19 protein-coding genes are annotated in these 13,976 nt (G+C 28.0%); 14 read left to right on the forward strand and 5 right to left on the reverse strand.

Going from position 1 to position 13,976, the window contains the following annotated elements; all coding sequences use genetic code 11:
* Positions 1-9: 9 nt before the first annotated feature.
* Positions 10-1,785 (reverse strand): CapA family protein, encoded by a 1,776-nt coding sequence (locus LQ677_RS09875; RefSeq protein ID WP_239748779.1) that lies wholly within the window; start codon positions 1,783-1,785, stop codon positions 10-12.
* A gap of 458 nt (positions 1,786-2,243) precedes the next feature.
* On the opposite strand from LQ677_RS09875, the gene LQ677_RS09880 reads away from it, so the two are divergent.
* The 7 genes from LQ677_RS09880 to LQ677_RS09910 all read left to right on the forward strand — a co-directional run bounded on the left by LQ677_RS09880 (position 2,244) and on the right by LQ677_RS09910 (position 7,082).
* On the forward strand, positions 2,244-3,113 hold the full coding sequence (locus LQ677_RS09880) for a hypothetical protein (protein ID WP_196307731.1): 870 nt from the start codon (positions 2,244-2,246) through the stop codon (positions 3,111-3,113).
* 3 nt (positions 3,114-3,116) lie between these two features.
* Positions 3,117-3,467, forward strand: coding sequence for a hypothetical protein (locus LQ677_RS09885; RefSeq protein ID WP_037589628.1), 351 nt, complete (start codon positions 3,117-3,119; stop codon positions 3,465-3,467).
* Between the two features lie 52 nt (positions 3,468-3,519).
* On the forward strand, positions 3,520-3,825 hold the full coding sequence (locus LQ677_RS09890) for a TM2 domain-containing protein (protein ID WP_239748780.1): 306 nt from the start codon (positions 3,520-3,522) through the stop codon (positions 3,823-3,825).
* Between the two features lie 4 nt (positions 3,826-3,829).
* Positions 3,830-4,510 (forward strand): hypothetical protein, encoded by a 681-nt coding sequence (locus LQ677_RS09895; protein WP_239748781.1) that lies wholly within the window; start codon positions 3,830-3,832, stop codon positions 4,508-4,510.
* Positions 4,511-4,638: 128 nt separating this feature from the next.
* The gene (locus LQ677_RS09900) at positions 4,639-5,451 is read left to right on the forward strand and encodes a hypothetical protein (RefSeq protein WP_204253148.1); all 813 of its coding nucleotides are present in this window, start codon (positions 4,639-4,641) and stop codon (positions 5,449-5,451) included.
* A 191-nt stretch (positions 5,452-5,642) separates the two neighbouring features.
* Entirely contained in the window at positions 5,643-6,611 is a 969-nt protein-coding gene (locus LQ677_RS09905) for a hypothetical protein (protein WP_239748782.1), read from the forward strand.
* Between the two features lie 279 nt (positions 6,612-6,890).
* Entirely contained in the window at positions 6,891-7,082 is a 192-nt protein-coding gene (locus LQ677_RS09910) for a hypothetical protein (protein WP_196307744.1), read from the forward strand.
* Positions 7,083-7,128: 46 nt separating this feature from the next.
* On the opposite strand, the gene LQ677_RS09915 is transcribed toward LQ677_RS09910, so the two are convergent.
* Positions 7,129-7,314 (reverse strand): hypothetical protein, encoded by a 186-nt coding sequence (locus tag LQ677_RS09915; protein ID WP_239748783.1) that lies wholly within the window; start codon positions 7,312-7,314, stop codon positions 7,129-7,131.
* A gap of 500 nt (positions 7,315-7,814) precedes the next feature.
* On the opposite strand from LQ677_RS09915, the gene LQ677_RS09920 reads away from it, so the two are divergent.
* From LQ677_RS09920 to LQ677_RS09950, 7 genes are all read left to right on the forward strand, one after another.
* Positions 7,815-8,105 (forward strand): LptF/LptG permease family protein, encoded by a 291-nt coding sequence (locus tag LQ677_RS09920; RefSeq protein WP_204188515.1) that lies wholly within the window; start codon positions 7,815-7,817, stop codon positions 8,103-8,105.
* 124 nt (positions 8,106-8,229) lie between these two features.
* Positions 8,230-8,709, forward strand: a complete 480-nt coding sequence (locus tag LQ677_RS09925) for a hypothetical protein (protein ID WP_239748784.1) — start codon at positions 8,230-8,232, stop codon at positions 8,707-8,709.
* A gap of 16 nt (positions 8,710-8,725) precedes the next feature.
* Positions 8,726-9,637, forward strand: coding sequence for a hypothetical protein (locus LQ677_RS09930; RefSeq protein ID WP_204258797.1), 912 nt, complete (start codon positions 8,726-8,728; stop codon positions 9,635-9,637).
* A gap of 401 nt (positions 9,638-10,038) precedes the next feature.
* Positions 10,039-10,398 carry a hypothetical protein gene (locus LQ677_RS09935; RefSeq protein WP_196307723.1) on the forward strand — a complete coding sequence of 120 codons (360 nt, stop codon included), beginning with the start codon at positions 10,039-10,041 and terminating at the stop codon, positions 10,396-10,398.
* A gap of 150 nt (positions 10,399-10,548) precedes the next feature.
* On the forward strand, positions 10,549-11,022 hold the full coding sequence (locus tag LQ677_RS09940; protein WP_196307722.1) for a GNAT family N-acetyltransferase: 474 nt from the start codon (positions 10,549-10,551) through the stop codon (positions 11,020-11,022).
* A 169-nt stretch (positions 11,023-11,191) separates the two neighbouring features.
* Positions 11,192-12,046 carry an ABC transporter permease family protein gene (locus LQ677_RS09945; protein ID WP_239748785.1) on the forward strand — a complete coding sequence of 285 codons (855 nt, stop codon included), beginning with the start codon at positions 11,192-11,194 and terminating at the stop codon, positions 12,044-12,046.
* Positions 12,043-12,933: an ABC transporter permease subunit gene (locus tag LQ677_RS09950; protein WP_239748786.1), complete on the forward strand. Its 891-nt coding sequence runs from the start codon at positions 12,043-12,045 to the stop codon at positions 12,931-12,933. The genes LQ677_RS09945 and LQ677_RS09950 overlap by 4 nt, the downstream gene beginning before the upstream one ends.
* Positions 12,934-12,965: 32 nt before the next feature.
* Here the strand turns inward: LQ677_RS09950 and LQ677_RS09955 are convergent, their stop codons facing one another.
* The 3 genes from LQ677_RS09955 to LQ677_RS09965 all read right to left on the reverse strand — a co-directional run bounded on the left by LQ677_RS09955 (position 12,966) and on the right by LQ677_RS09965 (position 13,976).
* Positions 12,966-13,304 carry a hypothetical protein gene (locus LQ677_RS09955; protein WP_204253141.1) on the reverse strand — a complete coding sequence of 113 codons (339 nt, stop codon included), beginning with the start codon at positions 13,302-13,304 and terminating at the stop codon, positions 12,966-12,968.
* Positions 13,305-13,462: 158 nt separating this feature from the next.
* Positions 13,463-13,729 carry a Txe/YoeB family addiction module toxin gene (locus tag LQ677_RS09960; RefSeq protein WP_206180012.1) on the reverse strand — a complete coding sequence of 89 codons (267 nt, stop codon included), beginning with the start codon at positions 13,727-13,729 and terminating at the stop codon, positions 13,463-13,465.
* Positions 13,722-13,976, reverse strand: coding sequence for a type II toxin-antitoxin system Phd/YefM family antitoxin (locus tag LQ677_RS09965; RefSeq protein ID WP_196307717.1), 255 nt, complete (start codon positions 13,974-13,976; stop codon positions 13,722-13,724). Before LQ677_RS09965 ends, LQ677_RS09960 begins: the two co-directional genes overlap by 8 nt.

Below are 13,976 nucleotides of genomic sequence, written 5' to 3' on the forward strand. Positions count from 1 at the left end.
ATTCCTCTCTTATTTAATTTTTATTTCAAATGCTCGATTTTCCCAGTCTGTTTCAATATATTCTTTACCTTCAGCAATAAATTCTACTATTTCTTTAAATTGTTCATCATTCACATAATCCGGACACCAAAAAGTATCCAAATTATTTGCGTAGAATGGTACTAATCTAAGTTTAATTTCATCATTTTCAAGAAACTTCAATTTAGTTAAGAAACCATATGGCAATGCATCATGTTTATCAAATTCACCGTTACTATTAAAAATCCCATTTCCCATACTATAAACAATCACCGTGTTGTTATATCTTCTTAATTTTTGAATCGTATGAGGACCGTGCCCAAGTATTAAATCGCAACCACTATGAATCAATTGTTCTGCATTCTCAACTTGATACGGTAAAATTTGTTTAAAATCAACGCCCCAATGTGGTTGTACGATGATAAAACAATTAGGATCTTCTTGTTTCTTTCTTCGAATTTCTTCATTTATTAAATATAATGGTGCCACACCTGCATCATGACCAATAGCGTAAAAATCAAATTTACGATATGCAATTTTGCGATACCAATAGCCATTATAAATATATACATTTCTATTATTTATATTTAAATGTATCGGTGCTAAAGCGTCTTTAGAGTTCAGACCAGCACCAAATACTTTTAAATCGTTATTTTTAAAGCCTTCAATAGTCTGTTTTAAACGATTAAGTCCGAAATCCATCGCATGATTGTTTCCTAAAGAAACAGCATTTAAATTTAATGACTTTAATGCATTTAATGTTTTTTCTTCATTTGCCCATAATAAAAATGGTTTCGCACCTTCTAAATTTGATACTTCACCTTCTTCAGTAAATACTGCTTCAAAATTGATAATGTTATATCCATTTGGATCAAAGAATGTCTTTAAATGCTTCAATGAATGATCGTAACCATAACGCATTAATGCATCTTCTTGATTGCGTTTTTTTCGACGTTCTGTATAAAATTCTCCAAAGTATGTATCACCTAAAAAATTAATTTCTTTTTCTCCTGTGAATGTTTCAACTTCTAATTTAGGCGCTTTAATATCGAATTGAATTTCGTCCATTGCTTCTTTCAGTAAGAAATCTCTATGAAACGCGTTATCTGCACCCATTACAGCTAGTAACACACGATCATTATTAATGTTAGTTAAGACAATCCCGCTATTATCATGTGACCCAAATAAGTAGTTGCATACGACACGATCATCAGTATCTATGAAACTTGGATTTTCATAAACAGTGCCACGATAATCAACTAATGAACTATTATATAATTTAAAATCTTTTTCATATTGGCCAAACATTTTTTCTCCAATCTTCAAAAGATCTTCTATCGTATAAGATTGAGGCTTATTTTTCATCTTTCTACCACTAATATTTATAGCAACCTGCTTTTCTAAATCATACTCATCTCGCTTCACTTTCACTTTGATAGCAGGATTATTTCTAGTAGGATCTAGATATTCTGCGATAGCCAATACAGCTGCATTACAATTAAGATTAATGACTAATTGTAATAACTTATATATCGTAATTTCTTTCCCTTCTTCTAAAAACACTTTATCTTTTCTAGAAGTTTTAGAAATAAATTCACTAATTTTCACACTTGCTTGTAGTTTAATCTTTTTATATTTAAGCAAATCTAAAACATAATTTAAAAATAGAGCATTACCCAGTCCATAATCATTTTTGTCTTTATTGCCCTTATCATATAGTACTTTTTTATCACTTAGACGCATCGCCACGACTTTATAATTATTCATACACTTAACTCCTTCATAAATAAAATTAATAGAAAGAATCTATAATCACTTTTTGAACTTACTAAATCGAATAGTGTAAAAGATAAAGAATTTAAATTAAATATACCAAATAAAAATAATATTACACTACTTTCATGTTAATCCTCTTTTAAGCATTTTTACATTTACATTTTATTACAATTATTAGACCTTTACTATATTAATTACATGTTATTTTACGAACTAAAATGTCCGAATATTGTTTTGTTTTAATAATATTTTACATTTTATATATATTAAAAACTTTCTCTATCCTCATAATATTCACTTTTTTACCTTGTCCATTTAATATAATAATTATATAAACTCTATATACCAATATAAATAAATAAAAATAGAAGTGAATTTTGAATAAAGTTAAAAAATGGACTTATAATGTCCATTTAAATATATATATTATACATCAGGAGTTGATTAAGTTGGACAAAGCCACTCGTGTATTATCATTACTCACGCGTCTATTAAACGGGGATGTTGTGAACAAGTCAGAGTTTAGCAATATTGCTAATGTTGGAGAAAAATCGATACAAAGGGATATTAATGATTTAAATATGTTTTTCTATGAGAGTGATTATTGGAACAACAAGAATACTAAAATCGTATATAGTCGTTCACTAGATGGATACGTACTTTCAAATGGTTCATATTCAGCCGATAGCTTAGCACTGTTAAGTCTATTAATTAAAATCAAAAGCTTAACACCTATGTTGCACAAAAGTGTTTATAATCTTTTCTTAGATAATATCTCACTTAACCGTATTGAAGATAAATACATTCTAAAAAGTGTTTTGAATCACTTTAATTTACGTTCCGAACCACTACCAGGTATTCATTTAATGAATTTGCAAGAATGTATTACGAAAGGGTTAAAAGTTCGTATTGAATTAGATAAAAAGTTGGTTGTAAAGCCATTGTCTCTTATGTATATGCACTATGATTACTGGTTAACTTATGAGTATGAAGCTAAAATTCATACCGTTAAAGTTCAAGATATTAAATCAGTATATATTTTAGAAGCTTCTACATATGAAAATGTACCCAACTTACAACCTGTTAAATTTGAAATAGACGTATCTATTTGGGATCAGTTTAAACAGCAATTTTCAATCAAAGAAATCTTAGAATACAAAGATAATAAAATTATCGTCTTAGTATCATGTACAGAACTAGACTCCTATTACATAGCATATCAACTAGCACCACTCGCACGCATGTTAGGTCCACAAGCTTATATCGATGCCTTTATAAACCGTTTAGACAAAATAAAACACACATACAAAGGAGAATGATTTATGAAGAATTTATTAGGCGTTTGTCTTGTATTAGTTCTATTATTAGCAGCATGTGGAAAGAATGTAGATGGTACTTACTCAAATAAAGATTTTAGTATTACTGCAAATAGTGAGACTGGTGAAGCATCATTACATATGGATGCACTAGAATCAGGCGGACTATTTGGCATAGGTGCAAATGACGGAACCTTAGACGGAAAAGTCAATGCAGATGAAAAAGTCATGACATTTAAAATGGAAGACGGTCAAGATCTACAACTTAATTATAAAGTCAAAGGAGACAAACTCATCATCGATAGTCCAGTCGGATATGGTAACGGCGATGGAGAAGTAGAGTTGACTAAAGAATAAAAGTAAAAAATAAAAATAACGAAAAAAGTTATATAAATAAAGGAGAATAATTATGAATTTAGAAGAAAAAACTTATATAGAATCTCAAGTAGCAAACAAAGGTAAAAAAACAGGCATTGCTTATATTCTTTTAATACTTCTAGGAGGATTTGGTGCACACCGTTTCTATCTAGAAAAAATAGGTTCAGCTGTTGGTTTACTTCTATTAACACTACTCACTGGTTGGATGACATTTTTTATTCCATCTTTAATATGGATTATTGTCGATGCATGTTTAATACCTGGATATATAAATGAAAACAACGAAAAAATAAGAAGAGAAGCAACAAATGAAATTAAAACTATAAGAGGAAAATAAGAACATGAAAAAATTATTAAGCATATGTTTAGGTTTAATTATTTTATTGGCTGCTTGTGGTTCTGATAGTAAAAGTGATGAAAAGTCTAAAGAAAATAACACTTCTAATTCACAACAAGAAAAGAAAAATAATTCGGAATCAAATAATAAAGTCAGCAGTATAGATGAAGAATACGAAAAGGAATGGCAAGAAGCAAATACAGTAGACTCATCTTCAGAAGACGATGAAGATGTAGATAAAGATGAAGATTTATATAAACATGAATATGATAAAAATTATGTAGTATCTAAGAAAGAAGAAGAACAATTGGAAAAATTGTTATATAAGAGTACGAATGCTTATGGAAAGATAACTGAAATTGACCACATATGGCAATACGGTGAAGAAGATAGACATTATCCAACGTTTGTAATTGATGGACAAAGCATTATGTATGACGGGCATTATAAAAATTTACTTGAAGATGATAGTAGTGAAGGATATCAAATTAAAAAAATTGATGATCAGTCTATTGAAGCTGTTATAGCAAAAACACCAAAATCTCAACTTAAAGAAGTAAGTGATCCTGTACTTAAAAATAGTAAGATGATTATAACGTATATTGATGATAATACAATCAAAATTAAAAAAGATGATTTTCCAGAAGAAACGCTACATGCATCTATTAATAATTATGAAGAATAAACAAATTAATATTGCCTGGGAAATCACTATCATAATTGGATGTTTTATAATTCTATTTTAAAAATAAACTCGCAACGTTCGTTTAATTTAACCAGAACAATCGATTTATTATATGAGGGAGATTTAATATGAAAAAATTAACTATTTTTTGTTTAAGTTTAATTATATTTTTAGCTGCATGTGCAAACGAAGGGAAAAATAGTAAAGAAATTAAAATGGGAAAATATTTAAAAGAAAATGATACGGTTGCGTATACGATAGAGCCATCTTCAGATGGTCAATATAATAAAAACGAGATTATAGAAGCAATACATTTCACTAAAAATGGAAAAATCAAAACATATAGGGTACATTATTATAATTCAGATGATAAATCCTATATAGAGGAAATATCACTAGGTGAAGTAAGTAAAATGAGCGATAAAGAATTGCTTTCATATGCTAAAAAGGCAGATAAAAAAATCTTTAAAGAGATTCAATCAAAAATAATTGAAGAACTTGAAAACTCTCTATCAGATGACGATAAATATATTCACCCTCAGGATGAAGAACGTAAAAATTATGAAAAAGCATTAAATATTACTAAAAACTTAAAGTATAAAGAACCAAAATATAAAAAAATTGATCTTAAGGGTGAAGAAGATGGAACAGGTAATAATATAAGTGAGGAATACATCAACATCGATTATCAATTTATAGACGTTGATACAACAAGAAAAGATGATGTAGCTATACTTGAAGAAGCTAACAGAGAAGGTGAGGACACCTTTAACATAGGTTCTAATTATTCAACTGAAGTGTATGATAAAAAATATGCCGGTTGGTTTAAACAGATTGATTATGATGATAGTACGGAAATTGATAGAGGTTTAATAATTGAAGTTGGAGATAAAACCGAGGAATTAAAATTAGATGATAAAGAAGATGTTAGATTAGATTAGATTAGATTAGATGATAACAACCTGAACTTATTTACTTAAGTTCAGGTTGTTTTATTTTAACCTACTATAATTTGGAAAATTTAGGGTTTATTACAACATACTCTTTTTGCTAAAATGGTTATATATAATATAGATAACTTTATTCTTTTTTATTTTAGGCATCTCACTCAAACAAAGGAGGATTATTCAATATGAAGAAATTAATGGTCGTAACAAGTATTTTAGTACTATTATGTGCTGCGTGTAGTAGTGATAAAGAAAAATCAACTGCTCATCAAAAGGATGAAAGTACTAAAACTGAAAGTAAGCAGAATGATAGTTCTAAAAATGAGCGTACGCAAAAAGATAAAGATAACTCTAAGGCTGATTCACAAGAAACTGAAAATAACCAATCAAAGAATGAAAATAAAGCTCATGAAGATAAACCTAAACAAGTTGAAAATGTAAAATCTGATGTTAATGAAGTTTCAGATAAGACAAAGTTAGCTTTAGCATTTTTTGCTGATAAAGATGGAGAATATATCGTAACGAAAGATGAAGTATTAACTGGTGTTTTTGAACAATTTTCTCAAGGTGAAAAACAAAAAAAGAAACTACATAAACTATTGTTAATAGAAGAAAAAAATATCCAAGACGCACCAAATGGTATGAAATTCTATACTGTATATCCAGCCAAAGGTAGCTTTGCAACAGTAGTTGGTTTGAGTAAAGATAAATTATATGTCGGTGGAACTCAAGCTGTATTAATATACAAAGATTTATTGAAAACAGGTAATGAATATAACCTACAAGACTTATACGATAAAAATAAAAATTATACATCACTTGAAGAAGTCGCAAATAAAATTGAAATAAAGAAAGAACATCCAGACCATAAAACAATAGAAGCGTTTGAAGATCAAGAAAACCCAGGAACAGAAGCACACTTTAGATCACAAGTGTATGGCATGATTTCTGATTTTGAAGGAGAGCCAATAGGAAAAAGTAAATATTTAATAGATATCGTGAGAAAAGACGATAACGGTAATTGGTACGTAAACTATCGTAATGAACACGGTGAAATACTTGGTACATACACAACGAAAGGCGAAGATATCGTAAAAAAAGATGCTGAAGGTAATATTATTGAGCAAAAACATATAGAAAATAGACATCAATAAACGGTAGAAATTTTTATGGAGGTACGTCATTGTGCTAAAGTTTGATAAAAAAAAGAATAGTTTTTTGAAGTGGTTTTTGTTCACTTTACAAATGATTTTAGCAATATTTTTAGCATTTTTTGCTTATAAACAAATGAATCAAGATCATTTAGATACTTCGTTTACTATCTTTACAGTACTTTTTTTAATCTTTGTATTTTGGAATTCTAAACATTATCACACTGATTAAATAAAACAATAAATTTTAGTAGTCTAAGTAAAAAACAAGGAGGAACGATTATGAAAAAAGAGAACAGTTTAAATAATGATTTTACTATGGCAACGGTGTTAAATATTATTCTTCTATTCGCTATAATTTTTACAATGCCAATAGAGAGTTTAACTTTGTCTATCGTATTAGCTATAATAGCAGGAGTGAATGCGATATATTTACTTGTTAAAGTTTTAAAAATGAAAAATAAATATCAATAAACAACACCTTAAAAAACACCCTAGCTCATTAGGGTGTTTTTTAAACTTATTTTTTTCTCTTAGGTGGACTATTTAATAAAAATAAAGAAACGATACTTACTGAAATCCCTAAACAGAAAGAATAAATAATAATCCCAAAAGTACTTTCTGGGTAAGGGAAAATATATCTAAACGTACAAATGATTAAAAATGAAATTAATCCTATTTTAAATATGTATATGATTCTATCCATATTCATCACCTATTCAAATCTACATTAATTAAAACTTCAATAAAACTCACAACATCAAAATACATCTTCTATTCCTTCTTATTTTTAGCCATCATTATAGTTGGTAATACTATACAAAAAATAAGAACAATTACAAAAACACCAACATTCATAAGAGTTCCACCCCTTTTCATTACTTTATTTATATAGAAAAGTACTCTTAATTTTCATCCTGATTATCTAGAAAAATTAAATTTAAAAGCCCTCTCTCTCATATAATCCACCTTTATCTATTTTTTACAAATGTTTCTTTATTCATTTTTTATTTTATCAAACTACAGATTCATATTCTAATTTATGTCTAATAACAAAAGTATTTATAATATAAAAAGTGTCATTAAAAAATATTCTAATATAAAAATAATCATAAAATAAAGTGTTGAGTGTAAAAAGACATCTATGGTAGCATTACATTGTAAAAAATCTTTTAATATTTATATGTTATATAGGAGATGAAAAAAATGAAAAAATTATTAATACCTATACTATTGTTCGCCTTAATTTTATCAGCTTGTGGAAGTACAAAAGATAAAATTCAAGGTAATTGGGAGGATACTAAAAATGAAGGTTATCAAGTAGAAATAAAGGACAATGTTTTTGAAATTACACAAAGTGGTCTAACTTTAAAAGGTAAAATTGAAGAAGATAAAGATGGCAATTTAAAAGCGGATATTGATGGAGAAAAAGCTAAAGTAGATTATCAAGACGATAAGCTCATTATTGATAATATGAAGTTCAAAAAAATCGATTAGTGAAATGGAGATTATTGAATTGTTAATTGTGGATTTCTTTACAAATGATTTATATGGGTTTTATAACATCATTATTGTTCTTCTAATTATTATAGTAATACTTACTATAATAGCTTTTAAATTTTTGAAGTTTTTATACCAAATTAATAAAGAAATGAATTTCAATGAGAATGACGAACTTAATGAAACATTTAATGAACAATTTGAAGATGTGGAACCTCCTAGTGAATCAGCTGTTGATAAAAAAGTAGTGGAAGTATTAAGAGGGTACTCAGAAATTGATAGTCTTAAAGGGCTAAAAACTTTTAACGGATATGATGCTTATGATTTAGTAAAATCAATTAATGATTTTATATATAACAGTGATAAATTAGGAAATCAATTAAAAAATATCATTAATGATCCTATACCAATCGATTTAAACGTAAGTACACATTATTGTAACTGTGAAATAACCGATTTAAAATCCGGTGACTGTAAAGTAAGTATAAATTATACTAACTATTTTCAAATGAATGTAAACGATTTTTATTCTATCAATAGTTTTAATGACTTAGAAAAATATATTAAAGGCAATCTTATTTTGCATAGTGAAGCATATTAACATGGGGGACTTTAGGATGAAGAAAATATTAACAGTAATTGGATTATTAGTATTTACATTAGCTGGTTGCGGAAAGGCTACTGAGGAAAAAGAAGTCAAATTCAGCGATGTTATGAATGACAAAAAAGAGACTATATCATACTTAGTGGAAAATAGTTCTGACGATTCAGCAGAGTTAGGAAAAGACTCTAAAATCACAAAATTCATAGTAAGTAAAGACGGTAAAATTGCAGTATATAGTGATTATAGCGATGAAGATTCTGATAGCTATGAGTATGCTACTGATGTAGGAAAAATGATAAAAATGGATGACGATAAAAAACTTGATTATATTAAAAAAATGGATAAAAAAAGCTTTAATGTAGAAAAAGATTATAAAATAAAGGAAACTAAAGATAAAATTGAATCTGTCGAAGATAGCCTAGATAATGCTAAAAAAAGAGCTAAAGAAGATGATTATGATCCTGAAAGATATGAAATTGAAGGCGTACCAGAAGTTGAATTTTACTCAAAACAACTTACTAATTTAACAAAGGAATTAAAGAAAATATCAAATATTAAATATAAAGAACCTACTTTTAATAAATTAAAAATAAATATAACAACTGATGGTTCAGGAAATAATACGAAATCCGAATTTATAAATATTGGTTCTCAAACATTTGATGAAGATAGCAAAAATGGTATTTATAGATATTCAAAGGAATCTTCTAAGAACTATGGAGTAAATTTATCAAACGTTGTTAGCCCTACTGAAATATATGACAAAAAAATAGCAGGATTAAGTAATATTGATTTAATTGAAGAAGATAATGATTATGATGAACCAGCATATAGAGACTATGAGTACCTAATAACAGAAGTTGGAGATAAAACACAAAAATTCAAATTAGATCAACCAGATGATAAAGGTGTTAAAGAAAAATAAATACTTCTAATAATCCTGAACACAATTATCTGTGTTCAGGATATTTTTATAGAGATATGTATTATGAGTAAATCCGAAAATTTTAAAAGATATTCTTTTTAAAATAGGTTTACACTTTTTAAGACTTATGGTTAATATAGGTAATATAGGAAAAAAAAGGAGAAAGAATATGAAATATTTCGACTTTACATTTAGTTTTAGCATATCAATGATTTTATATTTTGTAGCAGTAATGGTTGGTTTTCAGGAAGGTTATATAAGTTTATTACTATTTGCAATTCCAACTCTTTTATTAACGGTCTCATTGTTTATACTAGGAGGATATTATCGATTAGATGATAAAAATAAGTAGACTAACAAACTATTAAAAATTCAAAAATTTTATTTAGGTGAGGTACGAGATGATCGAGTTATTAGTTGTAATGGGTATTATTTTAATCAATATCATTTATGATGTAATTGTCTATGTGACACATAACGATATTTCATATATGATATTCCTTGTTTTAATTAGTGCCGGTTTATATTCAATCTATCATACTCACGAGAGTAAAAAACATAAAACACAAAGACAAAGGATCAAAGAGTTATTTATAAATATTACGATATACATGAGTATGACTTTAGGTTATATTCTGTTAAATGCAGTTGGTTGGGCAAATATTTATACAACGATAATTTATTATTTTGTAATAGTTGGCGTTATCATTCTGTATATAAATAGAAGAAATGCTCAAGTACGCAAAAGCCGTGACAAATAACGTCACAGCTTTTTTGTCGTCTTGATATTTAGGTATTCCCACTAATAATTGGGCAAAATGATTGGGTTCATATATAATGAGTCCTAATATTATTTCAAATAAATTAACCTAATATAGTTCTGATTATGCCCAAAACGAAGGAGTTCTTTTATGATTATTCGAGAGATGAAACAAGAAGATAACACAAAAGTAAAAGAAATTATACAAGATTCATTAGAATCACTTGGCCTTGCGATTCCTGGGTCAGCTTATTATGATCCTCAACTTAATGATCTTCACCAATATTATGCTAATTTAAACCATGCGAACTATTGGGTAGCTGAAATTGACGGAGAAATTGTTGGTGGCGTTGGAATAGCACCGTTTAACGAAAATGATAAAATTTGCGAATTACAAAAGTTATATTTAATTCCAAAAGCACAGGGTCTAGGACTTTCTAAGAAACTTATGGAAACAGCACTATCCTTTGCCTTTGAACATTATGAACAATGTTATTTAGAAACAATGCATGAACTAAAAGCAGCATGTATCCTATATGAGAAATTTGGATTTAAACTGTTAAACGATCCACTCCCAGGTTCTGACCACTCCGCTATGGATGCGTGGTATATAAAGTCTAAATAGGATTAGTAAAAGCCATGACAAATTACGTCATGGCTTTTATTTCATTTTCCCAGCAACAATACTTTCTATACACCCTTGTAAATACCTTCAAAAATATGTAAATTAAATATAAGTATCATTTTACACTAGAAGTAATACATATTATCTTTAGAAAGTAGGTAAATGCCTTATGAGAAAATTATTCAATTTCATCATGACGATTGTTGCATTCTTATTATTAGCGTGTTTGCCTGCTTTATTTGATGATCAACGTTTTAGTTTCTTGAACTATCTTAATGCCTTGAAGTCGACGTTTTTATACATATTTCATCCTCAAGATATTATATTTACAAATAAAATATCACATGTTGAACGCAGTTTATTTCCATTCTTTATTGAACCTTGGATAAATACTATTGTGATTTTGTTTGCTGCGCTATTGTTAGCTTTTATCATATCTTTATTATTTACATACCTTCTATATGTTAATGACCATATTAAAAAATGGTATTTAAAAATTAATACAGTTCTATCTATTATTCCGGATATTTTTTACATACCTTTTTCTATTTCATTGGTGATATTATTTTATCGATATACAGATATTCTATTGTTTAATGTAGCGAATAGTTCCGAAGATAAAGCTTTAATATTCCCTATTTTGGTGCTATCGATTATACCTTTAGTGAGTAGTGTGACATTTTTAAGTAGTATTCTAGATGATGTATCTCGTGCAGATTATATTGAATTTTCTAGAGCGAAAGGTTTATCAAATGTAGAGCTATACTTTAAACACATATTAAGGAATTTGTTTGCATCATATTTAATCAACTTTAAACATATTATTTGGATCACGCTTTCAAGTTTATTACTTTTGGAAAGAATCTTTAACATGCATGGTTTGTCATCATTTATATTTGATTATGGCTCTCCAGAAGTATTATTTGTCACGTTTATATTGATTTATGTACCTGTATCTCTCGCCATATTTATGAGTCATAAAGTATTATTTACCTTCACTGGCGTACGGGGAGGGTTATCATGAAGAAATTTTATATACTATTAACGTTACTTATCTTACCTGCCCTAGTTGGTGTGATTTATTTTGATTTACTAAACATCACGCCTAAACCTATGAATTTTCTATACAATTCTAATGGTGATATTATGAAAAGCTCGCCATTTGCGCCTAGCTTTAAAGCATTATTTGGTGTGGATGCCGCTTCTAAAAACATGTTATTTGAAGTGTTATCCGGATATCGTATCACTTTACTGATTATCATCGTCATATCAAGTTTATCGGTTCTTTGTTCAGTTGTAATTGGAACTTATTTAGCATTTAATCGCAAGACAACAAGTATTTACAGTGTCTTTTCTAATGCTTTATTTTATATTCCCCAATCTATATTGGCGTATATCTTATTGCAACCTTTACTATATGAAACAATAGATGGCTTTACGACTACTATGCAATTTAGAATGATTTACAATATCATTATTCTAACAATCTTAATGACACCGACAACAACTATGCTGATAAAAGAATCAACCCAATATATATTAAATCAAGATTATATCGAAGCTGCATATACCATTAGTCCTAATGATAAACATATTTTTATCAAACATGTATTACCTAACATACAAACTCAATATTTGATCATATTTTTGAGAATATGTTTTCAAACTTTACTCGTCATGACACACCTAGCCTTCTTCAAAATATTCTTCGGAGGTACGAAGGTTTGCTATGGACCCGCATGTGAAATTATAGAACGACCAAGCATCAATGACTTAAGCAGTTTATTAGGCTTTCACTCTAATGAGCTAACAACAAACTGGTGGACATTCTACGCACCATTAGTTGGCATATTATATATATTTATCATTATTAATTTGATGTCGAATGTATTGAAAATAGAACAAAAATAAAGTGACAACCAAGAAATATATTAAAGTAAATATTACTCATAAGAATTTAGTATTTCTTGACTTTTTTCTAAGAACATTTCAGAAACAATAAATGATTTTAGAATAGAAATTATGTTTCTTCTTTTAAAAATAGGATTAATTTTTAAAGCTTTTTGTTCGAAAGCAAGATTATTACCGTTATAGTTTTTTACTAATGCAGAGAATTCTCTTAAATCTTTTTTAGATAAATCAAACATAACCACAGTCTCATGGATTGTAGGTTCTTTCATATCCTCTGCATGTAGTAATCCAATAAGTGTTAATAAGCTAGTGTTGTGAAATTTTAACTTTTCAATTTCATCTAGTAATATTTTGTATTCATTACTTTCCAATAAAATCGCTCCTTTAAAGTAAATAAGATTCATAACTCAAACTATAATTTTATCTTGAGTTTATGTTACTAAGATTGTATTTCAGGTTCAACTATTCTTATACAAACCGAAAAGGAAAAAGATAAATAAAAAGACTCTAAAATAAAATAGAGTCTTTTTTAATAATGATATCTACATCCTATAATGATAATGTGATTTTCTTTAACCATATAAACAAGTCTGTGTTCATGATTAATACGTCTACTACAGTAGCCTTGTAAATTGCCTTTTAGTGGTTCCGGTTTACCTTCTCCTTCTAATAGGCCATCGCGCTGAATACTTTTTATTAGCCTGTTAATCTTCTTTAATAACTTTTTATCTTGTTCTAGCCAATACTCATAATCTTCAAAAGCGGAAGGCGTAAATGTAATGTTTCGTTTACTCATAGGAATCTATATCTATCTCAACTGTATTATTTCTTTCCGCTTCTTCAATAGATTTTGCTAAGTGTTTAGCATTAGCAGGTGATTGTTGTAAATACAGCGTCTCCATAATTGAATTATAATCATCTTCACCCATTAAAACAGCATTACTTTCATTAGTAGTAATCGTTACAGTATCACTATCATTATTTACTTTATCAATCAATTTCCTAAAATTTTTACGAGCGTTTGAATAACTTATTACAGTCAT

The sequence above is a fragment of the Mammaliicoccus sp. Q-M61 genome (assembly GCF_022386055.1).
GTDB lineage: Bacteria > Bacillota > Bacilli > Staphylococcales > Staphylococcaceae > Mammaliicoccus > Mammaliicoccus sciuri_A.